The sequence below is a fragment of the Streptomyces sp. NPDC058637 genome (genome assembly GCF_042717325.1).
Taxonomy (GTDB): Bacteria; Actinomycetota; Actinomycetes; order Streptomycetales; family Streptomycetaceae; genus Streptomyces.
Genome location: NZ_JBHXRD010000047.1, coordinates 13346 through 32031 on the forward strand (window position 1 = coordinate 13346; position 18686 = coordinate 32031).

Below are 18686 nucleotides of genomic sequence, written 5' to 3' on the forward strand. Positions count from 1 at the left end.
AGGAATCCGGCGGCCCGCCCGCCCCTGGCCGGCGCGCCGTACGGTGGCGCGACCGGTACCCCGCACCCCTGAGGGAGCGCGAGCATCCATGGCGTGGTTCGAGCCCGAGAACGTCATCGCCGTCCTCACCGCCGCCCTCGGCGTGGCGACGTCGGCGGGCGTGCTCTGGTACGAACGCCGCGTCCCCCGCCGCAAACGCATCGGCTACCGCGTCCAGATGGACACCCCGATAGGCAGCGGTGTCAGCCAGGGCCGAGCCAACGTACGGCTCGGACTCTTCAGCGAGACCCCCGACATGGCCGACGCGACGCTCGTCCTGCTCCGGGTGGAGAACGACGGCTCGCAGTCGATCGGGAACGACGACTACACCGGGCGTGGCGAGCAACTGCACGGACTCACAGCCGAGTTCACCGGTCGTACCGTCCGCGGTGTCGCCGTCACCCACTCCCCCGGCGCCGACCATCTGATGGACCACTTCACCCCGGCGGCCGGTCTGCGGCACACGGGGGCGCTCATCCGGCTGCCGCGCGTCCCGCTCAATCGCAACGAGCACTTCAAGCTGCTGGTCCTGCTCACCGGCGCGAACGTGGGCAGCCCGATCAGGGTGACGGGAGGCATCCGGGACGGCGAGGTGTCCCCGAACACGGCGCTGCGACCGGACGAGAAGCCACCCGTGTTCAGCCGCTCGGCCAGGCTCATCACCGTCGCCCTGACCGTCTGCGTCGTCGCGCTCGCCTCGATCATCCTCGTACGGAACGCTCCCCCGCCGCCGATGGAATGCGCACCGGGCAGTCTGACGGTCACCGGCTCCACGGCCTTCGCCCCGGTCCTGGAAGCGGCGGAGCGGGAGCTGGAGAGCAAGTGCGACGGCGTCCGCATCGAGGTCAGGGCGAACGGCAGCGCCGAGGGCCTGCGCTCCCTCGCCGGCGAGGGAGCGAAGCCGGGGGCCGCCGGCACCACCGTCACCCTCTCCGACGGCGTGAGGCCCGAGGCGTACACGGAGCTCGGAGAGACCCCGGTCGGCATCTCGCTCTTCCACCTGGTCGTCAACGACCACGTGGGAGTACAGGACCTCGACCTCGGCACCATCCGGAAGATCTACCGCGGCGAGATCCTCAACTGGAAGGAGGTCGGCGGCCCCGACCTGACGGTCAAGCTGATCAGCAGGGACGCCGGCTCCGGCACCCGCGAGGTCTTCAGACGCCGGGTGCTGGGCAGCAGCGAACCCACCTTCTCCTCCCGCGACTGCACCACCAGGAGCGCCCCGGACGTCCCCTACATCCGCTGCGAGCTCGACGACACGGACGAGGTCCTGTCCACGGTCGCGAAGGTCGAAGGGGCGATCGGCTACAGCGAGCTGCGCGAGGGCACGGAGACGAAGGGGCTGCACCAGCTGGCCATCGACGGCGCACCGGTCCCCTCCATCGAGGACATCGAGTCGTCCCCGTACCCGTTCCGCGAGACCGAGTACGCCTACACCTACGGACGTCCGTCGGCCGGATCGCCCGCCGCGGGCTTCCTGGGCTACCTGAGCCGCGGGGGCGGGCAGGACATCATGTTCGACCACGGCCACCTGCCGTGCGCCACCCCGAAGGGAATGCGGCTGTGCGCCAGGGACTGAACCCGCGGCCACGGGTGTCCGCCGCGTAACGGAACTGCACCACAGCGTGCCGTCCCCGCGCCCGGGCACAGGCCACTGTGCGAGGATCCGATGGTGGATCAGCTGACAGATGACGACCCGTCACATATTGGACCGTACCGCCTTCTTGCCCGTCTGGGAGCCGGTGGTATGGGCGAGGTGTACCTGGCGCGTTCGGCCGGCGGGCGGACCGTCGCCGTGAAACTCGTACGCTCCGAACTCGCCACGGAACCCGAATTCCGCAGGCGCTTCGCGCAGGAGATCGCGGCGGCCCGCCGGGTCGGCGGGCTGTGGACTGCGGCCGTGCTGGACGCGGACACCGACGCCCCGGCGCCCTGGGTCGCCACCGCGTACGTTCCCGGCCCGTCCCTGCACACGGTGCTCGCCGGACGGACCGAGCCGTTGCCGGAGCGCTCGGTGCGCATCCTCGCCCACCGGCTCGCCCAGGCGCTCACCGCGGTCCACACCGCCGGGCTGATCCACCGCGACCTCAAGCCCGCCAACGTCCTGGTGACCATCGACGGGCCGCGCGTCATCGACTTCGGGATCGCGAGGGCCCTGGACGCGGTGACCGCCGACGGCAAGCTGACCCGGACCGGCGCGGTGATCGGGTCGCCCGGCTACATGTCCCCCGAGCAGGTGCGCGGCGAGGCGCTCACACCCGTCAGCGACGTCTTCTCGCTGGGATCGGTGCTGGCGTTCGCGGGTACCCGCCGTCATCCGTTCGGTTCCTCGGAGAGCGGCATGCACGCGGTGATGTACCGGATCGCCCAGGAGGAGCCCGACCTGACCGGGCTCCCGGCCGGACTCACCGAGCTGGTGGGCGCCTGCCTGGCGAAGGACCCCGCCGGCCGGCCCACACCGGCGGAGGTCGTGGCCCGTACGGAGGAGGTGTCCGGGGACACCGAACCGTGGCTGCCGGGCGGGCTGATCGCCGAGCTCGGCCGCAAGGCCGCCGAGCTGCTCGACGCCGAGGGCCCGGGGCAGCGGGCACCGGCCCGGCCGGCCGGGCCGCCGCCGGGTGCCACGCCCCCGCCGCCCCGGCCGGCCGGGGCGGCCGAGGCTGCCCCCACACCTCTCACGGTGCCGCTCACCGGCCCGGAGCCGACGCCGCCCGTCGCGCCCCCGCAGCTGGGTGTCTTCGGCGCGCCCCTCGCAGCCCACCCGGACCTGGGCCCGCAGGCCGTCACCCGGCCCGACGGTGCGGGACCTCCCGGCGGCCGGCCGCGGCGCACCGCGCTGATCGTGACCGCGGCGGTCGCCGCCGTCGCGCTGATCGCGGGCGGGATCACGTACGCGGCCATGAGCGACGGTTCGGACCTGTCGGACGGCAAGGGGGCGGACGCGGCCTCACCGAGCTCTTCGGCACCGAGCCGGAAGCCGTCCACGGACGGCGCGTCCCCCTCGCAGGTTTCCGCCGACCCGTCCGCGGCGGTCGAGGGCGTGATCGACGAGGCGTACCTGGGCACCTGGGAGGGGACGGGCAAGGACAGCGAGCAGCAGCCCCTCTCCTTCCGCCGCGTCACCATCACCCAGGGCGGCGTGGGCGCCGACGTCGCCACGACGTTCAACTCGTTCGACGAGCAACTGTGCAAGGGTGCCGCCGAGCTGGTCTCCTTCGACAACCTGATGGTGCTGGAGTCCAGGGCGGTCACCAGCATCCCGGAGGAAGCCTGCACCGACGGAGGGCGGCAGACGATCCGCGCCGCGGACAACGGCACGCTCATCTGGACGAACGACGACGGCGAGACCGCGGTCCTCACGAAGGGCGTCGAGAACGCGACGCCCATCCCCGCCGAGTTCCTCGGCACGTGGGAGTACGTGGGGACGGGCGAGTCACCGTCCACGGACCAGTTCACCCTCGTGCTGGACCAGGGCGCGTACGGCGAGGTGGTCGCCGAGTACACCAGCGACGGGCCCTCGCACCACTGCGAGATGGAGAGCGTCCTCGTCTACGCGAACAGCGAGGAGCTGCGCATCGGCCCGTCGATCGTGACGGCGGCGGAGCCCGAGGACAGGTGCGAGAACGCCGGTACCCGCACGGTGCAGATGAAGGGCGCCGACGGGCTGTCCATCACCTGGCCGGGCTCGGACGAGAACGACGCGCCGTTCACCTACCGGCGCACCGGCTGACCCCGGACGGAGACGTAAGAGGCCCCCGGCAGTCGCTGCCGGGGGTCTCACCCGCGTCCGGCCGGCCCAACGGACCCCGGGCACCGAGGTCGCGCCACGGCGCGTGGCCGGAACCGCGTCGACGGCCGCCACTGCCGGGGCAGGACGGCCGTCGACGCGCGTGCGACTCCTACAGGAAGGAGTTGATCTCGATGGTCTCGGTGCGGCCGGGGCCGACACCGATCGCGGAGATCGGGGCGCCGGACATCTCCTCCAGCGCCTTCACGTACGCCTTCGCGTTCTTCGGAAGGTCGTCGAAGGTCTTGGCCTTCGTGATGTCCTCGGACCAGCCGGGGAGGTTCTCGTAGATCGGCTTCGCGTGGTGGAAGTCGCTCTGGTTGTACGGGAGCTCCTCGACGCGCTTGCCGTCGATCTCGTACGCCACACACACCGGGATCTGCTCCCAGCCGGTCAGCACGTCCAGCTTGGTGAGGAAGAAGTCGGTGAGGCCGTTGACCCGGGTCGCGTACCGCGCGATCGGGGCGTCGAACCAGCCGCAGCGGCGGTCCCGGCCGGTGGTGACCCCGCGCTCGCCGCCGATCCGGCGCAGCGCCTCGCCGTCCTCGTCGAGAAGTTCGGTCGGGAAGGGTCCGGCACCGACGCGCGTGGTGTACGCCTTGAGGATGCCGATGACCCGGCTGATCTTCGTCGGGCCCACTCCGGATCCGGTGCAGGCACCGCCCGCGGTCGGGTTCGACGAGGTGACGAAGGGGTACGTGCCGTGATCGACGTCCAGCAGGGTGCCCTGGCCGCCCTCGAAGAGCACGACCTTGCCCTCGTCGATGGCGTTGTTCAGGATCAGCGTCGTGTCGGCGACGTACGGCCTGATCTGCTCCGCGTACTGGAGCATCTCCTCGACGATCTTCCCGGCCTCGATCGCGCGCCGGTTGAAGACCTTGGCCAGGAGCTGGTTCTTCTGCTCCAGCGCCGCTTCGACCTTCTGCTCCAGGATCGACTCGTCGTAGAGGTCCTGGACGCGGATGCCCACCCGGTTGATCTTGTCGGCGTACGTCGGGCCGATACCGCGACCGGTCGTGCCGATCTTGCGCTTGCCGAGGAAGCGTTCCGTCACCTTGTCGACGGTGACGTTGTACGGGGTGATCAAATGAGCGTTGCCGCTGATCAGGAGCTTGGACGTATCGACGCCCCGCTCGTTCAGACCGCTCAGCTCGGAGAGCAGGACGGCCGGGTCGACCACGACGCCGTTACCGATGACCGGGGTACACCCCGGCGACAGGATTCCGGAGGGGAGGAGATGCAGTGCGTACTTCTGGTCGCCTACGACAACCGTGTGGCCGGCATTGTTGCCGCCCTGGTAACGCACCACATAGTCGACGGATCCACCGAGGAGGTCGGTGGCCTTCCCCTTGCCCTCGTCACCCCACTGAGCACCGAGCAGCACAAGTGCGGGCACAGGCGTACACCCCTTCCGGGCGGGGCATGTCCAAGGTCAGGGGGCGTACGTAAAGGTCGTACCTGCCGTACGACGATGTACGGCAAAGCCTGAGCCGTCGAACCGGGTGCCCCGGAATAGACGAAGCCCCTGGCGCAATAGCGCAAGGGGCTCTTGCACCAAGATGCTACCCGAGGAAGGACCGAGGTGTCGGCTGCAGAGCCCCCCGGCGACGGCGACCACCAGCTACTTGTGCTCATCGACCCCCTTGCCCGCAGGACCGACGGCGAATCCGTCCGTATCGCGAAGGACGTGCTGAGCGCGGGCGCGCACACGAAAATCTGTCTTCCGGACGGCCCGGAGGAGTTCGCCCGGGCCCTTTCCCGGCGGGGCGGCCGGCGGCCGGTGGTCGTCGGTGACGACCGCGCGCTGCTGCGCGCCGTGGCCCAGCTCCACCGGGAGCGGGAGCTCGCCGAGGGCGTGCTCTCGCTGATCCCGGTCGGCGCGGCGCACACCCTGGAGCTCGCCCACGCGCTCGGTGTGCCCCGGGGCGCGGTGGCGGCGGCGCGCACGGCGCTCGACGGGACCGCGCGCCGGCTGGACCTGCTGGTCGACGACAGCGACGGCGTCGTGCTGGGCGACCTGCGCATCCCCGCCCTCACCTCGGCGCCGGGCGCGGGCGCGCACCACTCGGGGGTCACCGCGGTCTGGGACACCTGCCGCACCCTGATGGCCGCCCTGGTCCGGCCGGCACCGGCCTCGCCCACCGGCCCGCCGCGCGCGTACCGGCTGCGGGTGGAGGCGGACGGGGTCCTGCTGAACGACCTGGACCGGCCGGTCGAGGGCGTCTCGGTGACCACACAGGGCGACGGGGGCCTGGCGGACGTGGTGATCCACACCTCGTCCGGCGAGACGGTGACGGCGGAGAGCAAGGCGGTCACGGTGTCCGGTCCGGACTTCCGCTACCGCGCGGACATACAGGTCGCTGGGCCGGTCAGGACCCGGACGTGGACGGTGCGGGCGGGGGCGTGGGGGCTGATACTCCCGACGGCTGCGGCTGAACCTACGGACCACTGAACCGGCGGGCCCCCAGCCCGCCGGCCCCCTGCCCGCCGGGCCCCCTGCCCGGCGGGCCCCCTGCCCGGCGGGCCTCCCGACCCGCGGTACGAAACCGCCGTCCGCTGCACCGGCGGTAGCGGAAAGACGGCCTCGGGGGCCGAGCCGACAAGGCTCAGCCCCCGCTCCTCGTCCCCCCGCCGCCCCGGCTCTCCCGCCACCGGTCCATCGCCCCCGCCAGCTCCTTCTGCAGGAACTCCAGGAATTCCGCGCTCTCCTCGATCCGCGTCCCAGCCGGCGTGTCCGCGCCCAGGGCCCGCGCCCCCTCCCGGAGCGTGCGTTCCCAGCGCGTCAGCAGCCGGTCCCGGTCGGTGAAGGTGCCGTACCAACCCTCGTCGTGCAGCCGGTAGCGGTCCCGGCGCGAGCCCGGGTCGCGCTCCCGCCCGACCATGCTGGCCTGGGTCAGATAGGTGATCGCGCCGGAGACCGCTGCCGGGCTGATCCGCAGTTGCTCGCCGAGCTCGGCCGAGGTCATGGAGCCGTCGTCGTCCGCGAGGAGCGCCGCGAAGACGCGTGAGGCCGTCCGCTGCATCCCCGCCTCCGTCATCTCGGCAGCGAAGCGCTCGACGAACCGCGCCACGGCCGGCTCGTCCCGTCCGGCACTCTCCCCGGTCCCGCTGGTCATCGCTCCGCCGCCTCCGCCGCTCCGATCATGGAACCGACTTTATACGCTTCTTTAACTTCACAAGATTGTGAAGAAAGCGTACGTTCAGAAGCATGACGAAGGCGATCGCCGTGGCCGGACTGCACAAGTCGTTCGGGCGGACACAGGCGCTGGACGGCCTCGACCTCAGCGTCGAGACCGGCGAGGTCCACGGCTTCCTGGGACCCAACGGCGCCGGGAAGTCCACCACCGTCCGGGTCCTGCTGGGGCTGCTGCGCGCCGACTCCGGCGCGGCCCGGCTGCTCGGGCGGGATCCCTGGCAGGACGCCGTCGACCTGCACCGGCGGCTGGCCTACGTACCGGGCGACGTGGAGCTGTGGCCCAATCTGACCGGCGGCGAGGCCATCGGCCTGCTCTCACGGCTGCGCGGCGGGGGTGACGGGCGGCGGCGCGACGAGCTCGTCGAACGCTTCGGCCTCGACCCGACGAAGAAGGGCAGGGCCTACTCCAAGGGCAACCGCCAGAAGGTCGCGATCATCGCCGCGCTGGCCTCCGACGCGGAGCTGCTGCTGCTCGACGAACCGACCTCCGGGCTCGATCCCCTCATGGAGGTGGTCTTCCAGGACGTGATCCTGGAGGCGAAGGCCGCCGGCCGGACCGTGCTGCTGTCCAGCCACATCCTGGCGCAGGTCGAGAAGCTGGCCGACCGGGTCAGCATCATCCGGTCCGGCAGGACCGTGCAGTCCGGTTCGCTGAGCGAGATGCGGCACCTGACGCGCACGACGGTCGAGGCCGAGACGGCCCACCCGGCCACCGGGCTCGGCGACCTGCCCGGAGTGCACGCCGTGGAGCTTCTCCCCGGGGAGGCCGGGGGTGCGGCCCGGGTGAGGTTCGCCGTGGACGGCGGACATCTGGAGGGCGCGATCGGCCGGCTCGCCGCGTTCGGTGTCCGCAGTCTGGTCAGCCATCCGCCGACCCTGGAGGAGCTGATGCTCCGCCACTACGGCGACGAGCTCGCGGCCCACCGCCACGAGGACGCTCGATGACCGCCGCGACCTCCATCCGGACGGCGCCGTCCGCCGAGGCCCGCACCGGCACCGGCCCGCTCGCGGGGACCGGCACCCTCATCCGGTTCGCCCTGCGCCGGGACCGTGTCCGGCTCCCCGTGTGGATCCTGGCACTGTTCCTCGGCTCGGTGTCCACGGCGCGCAACTACACGACGCTGTACGCCGACCCGGAGGCCCGCGCCTCCGTCGCCGCGACCATGGCCGGCCCGGCCGGACTCGCCATGACGGGGCCCCGGCACTATCTGACCGACTACACCTTCGGTGCGATGGCGGGCCACCAGCTGCTCGGCTTCATGGCCGTCCTGACCGGCCTCATGAGCGTCCTGGTCATCACCCGCCACACGCGTGCCGAGGAGGAGACCGGTCGCGCCGAGCTGGTCCGCTCCACGGTCGTCGGACGGCACGCGCACCTGGCTGCCGCGCTCTCCGTCGCGGTGCTCGCCGACCTCGTACTCGCCCTGCTGGTGGCCGTCGGTCTCGGGAGCATGGACCTCGCCCCCGACGGCGCCACCGGCTCTCTGCTCCTCGGCCTCGCTTACGCGGCCGTGGGCATCGTCTTCGCCTCCGTCGCCGCGATCACCGCACAGATCACGGCCCACACCCGGGGCGCGACCGGCGCGGCGCTGGCCGTCATCGGCCTCGCCTACGTGCTGCGGGCAGCCGGTGACGCGGGCGGCACCGCCGCCCTGTCCTGGCTCTCTCCCATCGGCTGGGCCCAGCGCACCTACGTCTACGTGGACGACCGCTGGTGGCCGCTGCTGCTCTGCCTGGCACTCGCCGTGCTCTGCGCCGGCACCGGATTCGCCCTGTCGTCCCGGCGCGACGTCGGCGCGGGACTCCGCGCCACGAGGCCCGGCAGGGCGGTGGCGTCGGCCGCGCTGACCCACCCACTGGGCTTCGCCCTGCGGCTGCACCGCTCCGTACTGGCCGGTTTCGGCACCGGGCTGTTCCTGATGGGCGTGATGTACGGGTCGATCCTCGGTCAGGCCGACGAGATGCTGAAGGACATCGACGGGATCCAGGAGGCGCTCCGGAGGGCCGGCGGGTCGACGACGGCCGAGTCGTTCGCGTCGATGGTCATGGTCGTCCTCGCCGTCGTCGCCTCCGTGTACGTCGTGACGGCGGCCCTGCGAGCCCGGAGCGAGGAGACCGCGGGCCGCGCGGAGGCCCTGCTCGCGACCGGTCTGTCCCGCACCCGCTGGGCGGGCAGCCATCTGGCCGTCGCCCTCGTCGGCGGTACGGCCGTGATGCTCCTGGGCGGGCTCGGCATCGGTGTCGCGGGGGCGGCGTCGACCGGGGACACCGCGCTGGTGCCCGCGCTGCTGGGCGCGGCACTCTCGTACGCACCGGCGCTGTGGGTGACCGCCGGGGTCGCCGCCGTGCTCTTCGGGTGGCTGCCCCGGGCGGCGCAGGCGGCGTGGATCGTCCCGGTGTACGCGTTCGTCACCGGCTACCTCGGCGAACTCCTGGGATTCCCGGGGTGGATGAACGACGTGTCGCCGCTCGGGCAGGTGCCGCGGCTGCCCGCCGCCGCGATGGACTGGACGCCGATGATGGTCCTGACCCTGATCGCGGCCGGCCTCCTGTGGCTCGGGCTGGAGGGCTTCCGGCGACGGGACCTGGAGACCAGGTAGCGGAACCGGGCCGGGCGGGGGCGGGGGCGGCGTCCTGATCCGTATGGATCGACGGGACACGGCGGGGTACGGCGGGTGCGGGCCGGCACCGGTGGGGACGGTCACGGCACTGTTCCTCCGGAGCACCTTCCGGCGCACCGACCGGCACATGGGCGGCGCCTTCGAGGGCGCGGGCCGGGACTTCTCCGTCCCGCGGACGGAGCTGCCCCTCGTCCTCCTCACGGGCGCCCTCCTCCCGCCGGCCGTCCCTCCTGGCGCCGCGCCTGCTGGACGGCCGCGGTTCGGCCCGGACCCGGGTGCTGGTCGCGGCGGTGTGCGCGGCCGGGGTGCCCGTACCGTCCGCGTGGGACCGCACTCCTGGGCGAATCCGGCGCCGGCACCGGATGTCATGGTGCTGCCCGGATCCGTCGGCTCAGATCTCCACCTGTAGCCCCCGCAGCCCCCGGATCACGTACCCCGGATTCCACTCCGGCTCCGCGACCAGCCGCATCCCGGGTGCCCTGCGCAGCAGTTCGCCGAACGAGGCCGCCAGTTCGAGGCGGGCCAGCGACGCGCCCAGGCAGTAGTGGATGCCCGCTCCGAAGGAGATGTGCGGGTTGTCCGCACGGGACAGGTCCAGGGTCCCGGCGTCGGCGAAGCGCTCCGGATCCCGGTTGGCCGACCCGAAGAGCAGGGCGACCTGCGAGCCGCGCGGGATGACGGTGCCGTCGACCTCGATGTCGTCCAGGACCCAGCGCGCGAACATCGGCACGGGGGTGTCGTACCGCAGGAGCTCTTCCACCGCGGTCGGCAGCAGTTCGTGGTCGGCGCGCAGGGACGCCAGCTGCTCCGGGTGCCGGAAGAGCGTCCACCAGCCGTTGACGGTGGCGTTGACCGTCGCCTCGTGGCCGGCGTTCAGCAGGAGGACGCACGTGGAGACCATTTCCTGCTCGGTCAGCCGGTCGCCGTCGTCGTGGGCGGCGATGAGCGCGGAGATCAGGTCCGTGCCGGGGTCCGCCCGGCGGGCTTCGATCAGCCCGTGGAGGTACGCGGAGAACTCGACCGACGCCCGGACGGCGGCCCGCGCCGTCTCCTGCGGCGGGTTCAGCTCGAACATCCCGCAGATCGCGGCCGACCAGGGCCGTAGCAGCGGCCGGTCGGACTCCGGGATGCCGAGCATCTCGGCGATGACCGCGACGGGCAGCGGCTCGGCGACCGCGCCGAGGAGGTCACCGCCGCCCGCCGCGACGAAGTCCTCGACGAGCCCGGCGGCCAGCCGCTCCACGGTGGGCGCGAGCGTCTCGACCGTCCGCGGGGTGAAGGCCTTGGCGACCAGCCGCCTGATCCGGGTGTGGTCGGGGGCCTCCAGGTCGAGGATCCCCTGCCCGTTGAGCGTGTGGAACGGCTCGTGGGCGGCGGGCGGCGCGGTCACGCCGAACTCGTCGTGGGTGAAGCGGTGCAGGTACGTCCGGCCCAGCCGCCGGTCGCGCAGCAGCCCGGACACCTCGGCGTAGTGCGGGATCAGCCACTGCCGGGTCGGCTCGAAGTAGTGCGCCCTGCCGGTGGCGCGCAGCGCGGCGTAGGCGGGGTACGGGTCGGCGACGAACGCCGGGGACCAGGGGTCGAAGGACACGTGCATGGGCCGACGCTACCCGGGCGTGACCAGCCTCGCCTCGTACGCGAACACGGCCGCCTGGGTCCGGTCGCGCAGCCCGAGCTTCACCAGGATGCGGCTCACGTGCGTCTTGATGGTGGACTCGGCGACGACGAGGTGGGAGGCGATCTCCAGGTTCGACAGCCCCTGGGCGATCAGCACGAGCACCTCCGTCTCGCGCTCGGTGAGGTCGCCGATCCGGGCCATGGCGGGCGGCCGGGGCGCCTCGGCGAGCTTGGAGAACTCGGTGATCAGCCGCCGGGTCACGGTCGGGGCGAGCAGCGCCTCCCCGGACGCCACCACCCGTACGCCGTCGGCGAGCTGTCGCGCGGACGCGTCCTTCAGCAGGAAGCCGGAGGCCCCGGCCCGCAGGGCCTGGTACACGTACTCGTCGAGGTCGAACGTGGTCAGGACGAGCACCTTGGCGTCCGCGTCGGCGGCGACGATCTCGCGGGTGGCCTCGATGCCGTTGAGCTCGGGCATCCGGATGTCCATCAGCACCACGTCGGGCCGCAGGGCGGCGACCTGCGACACGGCCTGCCTGCCGTCGACGGCCTCCCCGACGACCTCGATGCCCGGCATGGCGTTGAGCAGTACGGAGAACCCTTCGCGGACCATCATCTGGTCGTCGACGATCAGCACCCGGATGGTGGACGACGGGGTGGACTCGCTCACGCCCTCTCCTCCGCGGTGTCGTGCGCCGCCGGCACGGGCAGGAACACCGCGACCTCGTAGCCGCCGTCCTCCGTCGTCCCGGCCGTCATCTCGCCGTTCAGCATCTGGACCCGCTCCCTCATCCCCGTGATCCCGTGGCCGGCCCCCGGCGAGGGCTTGACGAGCCCCCGCGCGGGTCCGTTGACGACGCGCAGCCCCAGCCCGCCGAGCACGTACCCGATCTCCACCTTCGCGGACGCGCCGGGCGCGTGCCGGAGCGTGTTGCTGAGCGTCTCCTGGACGATCCGGTACGCCGACAGCTCGACTCCCTGCGGGAGCTCCCGCACCGCCCCGGTGACCGTCTTCTCCGTCTCCAGACCCGTCTCCCGGACGTTGTCCAGCAGCCGGTCGAGCTCGGCGAGGGTGGGCTGCGGTGCGTCCGGCGCCTCGTAGTCCTCCGCCCGTACGACGCCGAGGACGCGGCGCAGTTCGGTGAGCGCGGCGACGGCGTTCTCCCGGATGGTGACGAACGCCTGCTCCAGCTCGGGCGGCGGATTCTCCACCCGGTAGGGGGCGGCCTCGGCCTGGATCGCGACGACGGACATGTGGTGGGCGACGACGTCGTGCAGCTCACGGGCGATGGTGGTGCGCTCCTCCAGAAGCGTGCGCCGGTCGCGTTCGACGGCGGTGACGGTCCGCTGCACGGTCACCTCGCGCTCGGCCTCGCGGCGCACCTGCACCACGGTGACGAGGAGCAGGGCGAAGGCGGAGGTGACGGCCATGGGCGCGGTGGTGGAGCTGTAGGGGCCGCTGCCGAAGTTCCCCAGGAAGGACCCGACGACCAGGGTGATCAGCCACATCCAGGCGGCGGTACGCGGCCGGGTCCGCGCCGCGACGACGATCAGCACGCCCAGGTGGCAGGCGAAGCCGCTCGGCCCCCACGGCCAGTCCCCGTGTCCCACGACGGCCACGATCGGGGTGCTCACAATCGACACCCAGAACCCGAGGACGGGCCGGATCAGCGTCATCAGCAGGGTGACCGGCGGCATCACACCGGTGATGAGGGTGGCTATCCCGAACACCGAGTAGGTGTTGGCCTCGAACACACCGGCCAGCAGCGAGATCAGCGCGACCGCCCCGACGACCGCGTGCGGCGTCCAGACCGCCCGCCTCCTGATCGCCCCGGGCAGCCTCCTGATCACCGGGCCGCCGGTGCCCAGCGGGCCCAGCGGACGGTAGTCGAACACGTTGTGGAAGAGGTCCTGCCGCAGGCCGTCTATCGCCCCTGCGGCCAGCCGGAACTCGGGGCTTCTGGTCTTCGTCTCGGTCACGCTCACCAAGGTAGGCGGCGGGGCGGCCCGGGTCGTCAGCAGTGATACGGATCCTGGGCCGTCCGTCGCAAGTACTACCGGGCCCGCGCGGGGCCACGACGGCGCAGGACGCCGGGATGGACCTCCCCGGTATCCGGGTGGCCGGGTACGTGATCCGGCAGGGCACCGCCGCGCACCTGTAGGACCTACCAGGCCAGCTGGGCGATCTCCTCGGCCACCACCGCGCAGGCGTCCGCCGAGGGGTCGATCAGCGGGAAGTGCCCGACCCCGTCCAGCAGCGTCAGCCCCACCATCTCCCCGGCCTTCGCCGCGGCGTCCACGAACGCCTCGGTGACCGCCTGGGGCACGGTGAGGTCGTCGACGCCCTGCACGACGGCCGTCGCGATCCCGGTCGGGAGCAGCGCGGCGGGATCGACATGGGCGCCGCGCGTCTCGAAGTGCTCGGCGCCGCCGAGGAGTTGGTGCACGGCGCCGGAGCAGACGTCCAGCTCGACCGCGCTCGCGAAGTCACCGATCGGCGCCAGGGCGACCACCCCGCGAAGCGGCGGCGGTGCGGGCAGGCGCCACGGCGAACCGAGCGGGAGCACATGCCGGGCGGCGGCCCACAGCGCGAGCTGCCCGCCCGCCGAGTGCCCGGTGACCACGGTCTTGCGCACATCGGCCCGCGGCAGCTCACGCGCGACCAGCTCCGGCAGGGCGTCCATCGCGGCGGCCACGTCGTCGAACGTCCCGGGCCAGCGTCCCGCCACGGGTCCCGGCCCGCCCTGCTGCGAAATCTCACCGCCGCGCCGGTACTCGACGCTGGCCACGGCGAATCCGCGCCGGGCCAGGAAGCCCGCGAACGGCGACACGTGCTGCCGGTCGTACGGCGCCCGCCAGGCCCCGCCGTGCAGGACGACCACGAGCGGCGCACCGTCCCGGCCGTCACGCGGACCGAAGAAGTCGATCACCTGGTCGGGGTGGCTGCCGTAGGCGGCGGACCGATCGGGGGCGACCGGCGGATGTGCGAACGCCGACTCGGTCTCGGCGGCGTCACGATCACGCGCGGCAGAATCCGACATGCTGCTCCAACCGTCCTACGCATATGCCCAACTGGACTGACCTGCGGGGACGGTATCAGTACCGCGCGCCGCCATCCGACGGACCGTCACCGATCGGACCGCGGGGGACGGGCCCGGTCCGGAAACCGGGCCCGTCGGGTGCGGTTACGCCGCCAGCACCTCGGCGAGGACGCGTGCGGCCCGTTCCGCGTCGGCGAACCCGACGTACAGCGGGGTGAAGCCGAAGCGGAGCACGTCCGGGCGGCGCAGGTCGCCGACCACTCCGCGTCCGATGAGCGCGCGCATCACCGGCTCCGTCCTGTCCGCGTCCTCGCAGCGCAGCGAGACCTGGCTGCCGCGCTCCGCGTGTGCGGCCGGGGTGACCGGGGTGACCAGGCCCTCGGGGACGTACGCGGCGACGCACTCCAGGAAGAAGTCCGTCAGCGCCAGGGACTTGGCGCGCACGGCGTCCACCGCGACGCCCTCCCACACGTCCAGCGACGCTTCCAGGGCCAGCATGGACAGGATGTCCGGGGTGCCGACCCGGCCCCGTACGGAGCCGTCCGCGGGCACGTATCCGGGGGTCATCCCGAACGGGTCCGCGTGCGACGTCCAACCGGGCAGGGGCGAGTCGAAGGCCGCCTGGTGTCGCTCGGCGACGTACAGGTAGGCGGGCGAACCGGGGCCGCCGTTGAGGTACTTGTACGTGCATCCGACGGCCAGGTCCACACCGTGCGCGTCGAGGCCGACCGGCAGGGCGCCCGCGCTGTGGCACAGGTCCCAGACGGCGAGGGCGCCCGCCCCGTGGACGGCGGCGGTGAGGCCGGGCAGGTCGTGGAGCCTGCCGGTGCGGAAGTCGACGTGGTTGAGGAGGACGGCCGCCGTACGGGGCCCGAGGGCGTCCGGTACGTCGGCGGGGGCGACGGGGACGAGACGGTGGCCGGTCATCCGGGCCGCGGATCCGGCGAGGTAGCCGTCCGTGGGGAACGTCGTGGCGTCGACCAGGATCTCGTCACGCCCCTCGGCCGCCAGCCGGGTCGCGGCGACCACGGCCTTGAAGACGTTCACGCTGGTGGAGTCGCCCACCACGATCTGTCCGGCGGCGGCCCCGACCAGCGGGGCGATCCGGTCGCCGATCCGCTCGGGGGCGGTCCACCAGCCGCTCTCGTCCCAGGAGCGGATGCGCAGGGCGCCCCACTCCCGGGTGATGACCTCCTGCATGCGGGCGGGGACGTGACGGGGCAGCGCGCCCAGCGAGTTCCCGTCGAGGTAGACGGTGTCGTCGAGGACGAACAGGTCGCGGAGTCCGGCCAGGCCGTCTGCGGTGTCGAGCGCCGTCGCGCGCTCCTGGAGGTCAGACATGGCTGCGCGCCGTCCACAGCTCGGGGAACACGCTCTTCGTCGCCCGCTTCTCCAGCCAGGCGACCCCGGCGGACCCGCCGGTGCCGGTCTTCGAGCCCATGGCCCGCCGGGTGGCGGTGAGGTGGTCGTTGCGCCATCGCCACACGAGCTCGCCGACGTCGGTCAGCACCTCGCCGAGCCGCACGAGCTCGTCGTTCTGGTCCGGGTTCGCGTAGATCTCCGCCCAGACCGCCTCGACCTGCGGGGACGGCTCGTACTTCTGCGACAGGTCCCGGCCGAGGACCGACTGCGGCACGGCGTGACCGCGCCGGGCGAGCAGGGCGAGCGTCTCGTCGTACAGGCCGGGCTCGTGGAGCGCCTTCTCCAGCTCGGCGTGGACCCTGGGGGCACCGCGGTGCGGCACGAGCATGGAGGCGGACTTGTCACCGAGGAGGAATTCCATCCGCCGGTACATCGCCGACTGGAAACCGGAACCCTCGCCGAGCGAGCCCCGGTAGGAGTTGAACTGGGCGGGGGTGAGGCCGGCCAGCGGCTTCCAGGAGGCGTTCAGTGCCTCCAGCTCCCGCAGCGAGCGCTTCAGGGCGTCACGGGCGACCGGTATGCGGTCCTCGCGCAGGGCGTGCGCCGCCGTCTCCCACTCATGGACGATGACCGTGAACCACAGCTCCATGACCTGGGTGGTGACCAGGAAGACCATCTCGCCGGGATCGTCCGAGCGCAGGTGCTGGAGGTGGGTCAGGACATCCGCCTGGACGTAGTCCTCGTACGGAGTCGTTCCCGCGAAGTCCAGGTGCGGGGTGTCCGCACCGGTGGCTTCGGGATCGGGGTTGATCGTCGACATCGCTGTCTCCTCGACACGAGCTTCCGGGTAGCGGTCCGCCCCTTCCTCTGAGGTGGTGGAGCTCCGGTCCCCTGCCCGCATCCTAAACCGGCGCCGCGTGGGACGCCTCGGGCCCCGCAGGCGGTGGTGCGTGCCTGCGGGGCCCGGGAAGCGGGTGGGGCGGTTCAGCCCAGGGTGTCGGCGGCGGTCTGCGAGGAGTCGCGCAGGAAGGACGAGCAGCGCTCGTACTCCTCCTGCTCACCGATCGACTGCGCGGCGCGCGCGAGGGCGTGCAGGGCGCGCAGGAAGCCGCGGTTCGGCTCGTGCTCGAAGGGGACGGGGCCGTGCCCCTTCCAGCCCGCCCGGCGCAGGGCGTCGAGGCCACGGTGGTAGCCGGTGCGCGCGTACGCGTACGACTCGATGACGCGACCGCCCTCGTACGCCTCGTCGGCGAGCTGCGCCCAGGCCAGCGAGGACGTGGGGTACTTCGCCGCGACATCGGCGGGCGGCGTACCGGCGGCGAGCAGCTCGCGCGGCTCCGGGTCGTCGGGGAGGTGCGTCGGGGCAGGGCCCCCGAGAAGGTTCTCGTGGATGGACATGGCTCAAGTGTGCCTGGGTCCGGGCTCCGGCTCCAAGGGCGGGGCCGTGACCCCGCAGTGCATCGCGCACTCGGGCCGCGCCTCGTGTCCGGGCTCGGCGGGCTTCCGCACCGCCCACCAGGCGATCACCGCGCCCGCCACCAGCAGCCCGGCGCACATCGGCATCGCCCGGCGGAACGTCGAGGCGAATTCTCCGGCGTCGCGGTAGGCCTCCGGCCCCATCCCGGCCAGCAGCGGCAGCGCGGCCACCGCGAGCAGGCCGGCGGCCCGCGCCGCCGCGTTGTTGATGCCGCTGGCGAGCCCGGCCCGCCCGGTGTCGACGGCGGCCAGGACCGTCGCGGTGAGCGGCGCCACGAGGGTGACCAGGCCCAGGCCCAGCACCAGGACGGCGGGCAGCACGTCCCGTACGTAGGAGGCGTCGGGGCCGACCCGCAGCATCAGCAGCATCCCGGCGGCGGCGAGCAGCGGGCCCACGGTCAGCGGGATGCGGGGCCCGATGCGCCGGCCGAGGTCGCCGGCGGACGCGGAGAAGAGCAGCATGAGCACCGTGGTCGGCAGGAGCGCGGTGCCCGCGCCGAGGGCCGAGTAACCGGCGACGACCTGGAGCTGGATCGCGGAGAGGAAGAAGAAGCCGCCGAGGGCCGCGTACACGCAGAACGTGACGATGTTGACGGCGGTGAACTGCCGGGACGCGAAGATCGACGGCGGCACCATGGGGTCGGCCCGGCGCCGCTCCACCTGTACGAAGGCCACGCCCAGCAGCACACCGCCGAGCGCCGCCCCGACGACCGGCACGGACGCGCCCTGCTCCGGCACCTCGATCAGGGCGTACGTGACCAGTGCGAGCGCGAACGCGGCGAGCGCCGCCCCGAGCACGTCGAAGCGGCCGTGCGCGTCCGGATCCCGCGACTCCGGTACGTGCCGCAGGGCGACGGGAACGCAGACGGCGGCGAGCGGGAGGTTGAGCAGGAACACCCAGCGCCAGCCGGGCCCGTCGACGAGCCAGCCGCCGACGAACGGCCCGATCGCGGCCCCGACCCCACCGAGCCCCGACCAGAGCCCCACGGCGCGGGCCCGGTCGTCCGGGTGGAAGCTCGCCTGGATGAGCGCGAGGGAACCGGGCGTGAGCAGGGCCCCGCCGACGCCCTGGAGGGCGCGGGCCACGACGAGGACGCCGGCGTTCGGGGCCAGCCCGCAGAGCAGGGAGGCCACGGCGAACCAGACCACCCCGACGACGAACACCCGCCGCCGCCCGAACCGGTCCCCGAGCGCACCGCCGAGCAGGATCAGCCCGGCCAGCGTGAGCATGTACGCGTTGACGGTCCACTGGAGGGCGGCCAGGTCGGTACCGAGGTCCTGCCCGATGCGGGGAAGGGCGACGTTGATCACCGTCGAGTCGAGCAGGGCCATGCTCGACCCGAGCACAGTGGTCAGGACGACCCACCGCCCGGCAGCCGAGGCAATCCGAATCCCACCGCCACCCGCATCGTCATTCATACGAGCCAGCATCACCCGCCCCCACTCCAGAAACAGCCGGGAACACGATTCAGCCCACCCGAGCACCAAGCCAATCCCGCCCGGCACCAACCATTCCCACCCCAACGCCAAATCAAGCCCACCCG

At 72.7% G+C, this 18686-nt stretch carries 15 protein-coding genes; 5 read left to right on the forward strand and 10 right to left on the reverse strand.

Annotated features, from left to right (window positions below; translation table 11 throughout):
* Positions 1 to 88: 88 nt before the first annotated feature.
* Positions 89 to 1621, forward strand: coding sequence for a PstS family phosphate ABC transporter substrate-binding protein (locus tag ACFWVP_RS32215; RefSeq protein WP_384501523.1), 1533 nt, complete (start codon positions 89 to 91; stop codon positions 1619 to 1621).
* A gap of 93 nt (positions 1622 to 1714) precedes the next feature.
* Entirely contained in the window at positions 1715 to 3772 is a 2058-nt protein-coding gene (locus ACFWVP_RS32220; RefSeq protein ID WP_384501554.1) for a serine/threonine-protein kinase, read from the forward strand.
* A 169-nt stretch (positions 3773 to 3941) separates the two neighbouring features.
* Here the strand turns inward: ACFWVP_RS32220 and ACFWVP_RS32225 are convergent, their stop codons facing one another.
* Positions 3942 to 5225 carry an adenylosuccinate synthase gene (locus ACFWVP_RS32225; protein WP_384501524.1) on the reverse strand — a complete coding sequence of 428 codons (1284 nt, stop codon included), beginning with the start codon at positions 5223 to 5225 and terminating at the stop codon, positions 3942 to 3944.
* Positions 5226 to 5411: 186 nt separating this feature from the next.
* Here ACFWVP_RS32225 and ACFWVP_RS32230 point away from each other — a divergent pair, with 186 nt between their 5' ends.
* Positions 5412 to 6281: a diacylglycerol kinase gene (locus ACFWVP_RS32230; RefSeq protein ID WP_384501525.1), complete on the forward strand. Its 870-nt coding sequence runs from the start codon at positions 5412 to 5414 to the stop codon at positions 6279 to 6281.
* A 154-nt stretch (positions 6282 to 6435) separates the two neighbouring features.
* Here ACFWVP_RS32230 and ACFWVP_RS32235 read toward each other — a convergent pair whose 3' ends face one another.
* Positions 6436 to 6945 carry a GbsR/MarR family transcriptional regulator gene (locus tag ACFWVP_RS32235; protein WP_384501526.1) on the reverse strand — a complete coding sequence of 170 codons (510 nt, stop codon included), beginning with the start codon at positions 6943 to 6945 and terminating at the stop codon, positions 6436 to 6438.
* Between the two features lie 92 nt (positions 6946 to 7037).
* Between ACFWVP_RS32235 and ACFWVP_RS32240 the strand changes: the two genes are divergently transcribed.
* Together ACFWVP_RS32240 and ACFWVP_RS32245 are read left to right on the forward strand one after the other, a co-directional pair.
* The gene (locus ACFWVP_RS32240; protein ID WP_384501527.1) at positions 7038 to 7970 is read left to right on the forward strand and encodes an ABC transporter ATP-binding protein; all 933 of its coding nucleotides are present in this window, start codon (positions 7038 to 7040) and stop codon (positions 7968 to 7970) included.
* Positions 7967 to 9625 (forward strand): ABC transporter permease, encoded by a 1659-nt coding sequence (locus tag ACFWVP_RS32245; protein WP_384501528.1) that lies wholly within the window; start codon positions 7967 to 7969, stop codon positions 9623 to 9625. Before ACFWVP_RS32240 ends, ACFWVP_RS32245 begins: the two co-directional genes overlap by 4 nt.
* Positions 9626 to 10037: 412 nt before the next feature.
* Here the strand turns inward: ACFWVP_RS32245 and ACFWVP_RS32250 are convergent, their stop codons facing one another.
* From ACFWVP_RS32250 to ACFWVP_RS32285, 8 genes are all read right to left on the reverse strand, one after another.
* Positions 10038 to 11243, reverse strand: coding sequence for a cytochrome P450 (locus ACFWVP_RS32250; RefSeq protein WP_384501529.1), 1206 nt, complete (start codon positions 11241 to 11243; stop codon positions 10038 to 10040).
* 9 nt (positions 11244 to 11252) lie between these two features.
* Complete coding sequence (locus tag ACFWVP_RS32255) at positions 11253 to 11933, reverse strand: response regulator (RefSeq protein WP_384501530.1); 681 nt, start codon at positions 11931 to 11933, stop codon at positions 11253 to 11255.
* Entirely contained in the window at positions 11930 to 13249 is a 1320-nt protein-coding gene (locus tag ACFWVP_RS32260; RefSeq protein ID WP_384501531.1) for a sensor histidine kinase, read from the reverse strand. Before ACFWVP_RS32260 ends, ACFWVP_RS32255 begins: the two co-directional genes overlap by 4 nt.
* 179 nt (positions 13250 to 13428) lie before the next feature.
* Positions 13429 to 14304 (reverse strand): alpha/beta hydrolase, encoded by an 876-nt coding sequence (locus ACFWVP_RS32265; protein WP_384501532.1) that lies wholly within the window; start codon positions 14302 to 14304, stop codon positions 13429 to 13431.
* Positions 14305 to 14448: 144 nt separating this feature from the next.
* Positions 14449 to 15645 (reverse strand): kynureninase, encoded by a 1197-nt coding sequence (gene kynU / locus ACFWVP_RS32270; RefSeq protein WP_384501533.1) that lies wholly within the window; start codon positions 15643 to 15645, stop codon positions 14449 to 14451.
* Positions 15638 to 16486 carry a tryptophan 2,3-dioxygenase family protein gene (locus tag ACFWVP_RS32275; protein ID WP_384501534.1) on the reverse strand — a complete coding sequence of 283 codons (849 nt, stop codon included), beginning with the start codon at positions 16484 to 16486 and terminating at the stop codon, positions 15638 to 15640. Before ACFWVP_RS32275 ends, kynU begins: the two co-directional genes overlap by 8 nt.
* A gap of 164 nt (positions 16487 to 16650) precedes the next feature.
* The gene (locus tag ACFWVP_RS32280; RefSeq protein ID WP_384501535.1) at positions 16651 to 17064 is read right to left on the reverse strand and encodes a DUF3151 domain-containing protein; all 414 of its coding nucleotides are present in this window, start codon (positions 17062 to 17064) and stop codon (positions 16651 to 16653) included.
* A 3-nt stretch (positions 17065 to 17067) separates the two neighbouring features.
* Positions 17068 to 18561: an MFS transporter gene (locus tag ACFWVP_RS32285; protein ID WP_384501536.1), complete on the reverse strand. Its 1494-nt coding sequence runs from the start codon at positions 18559 to 18561 to the stop codon at positions 17068 to 17070.
* Positions 18562 to 18686: the final 125 nt, after the last annotated feature.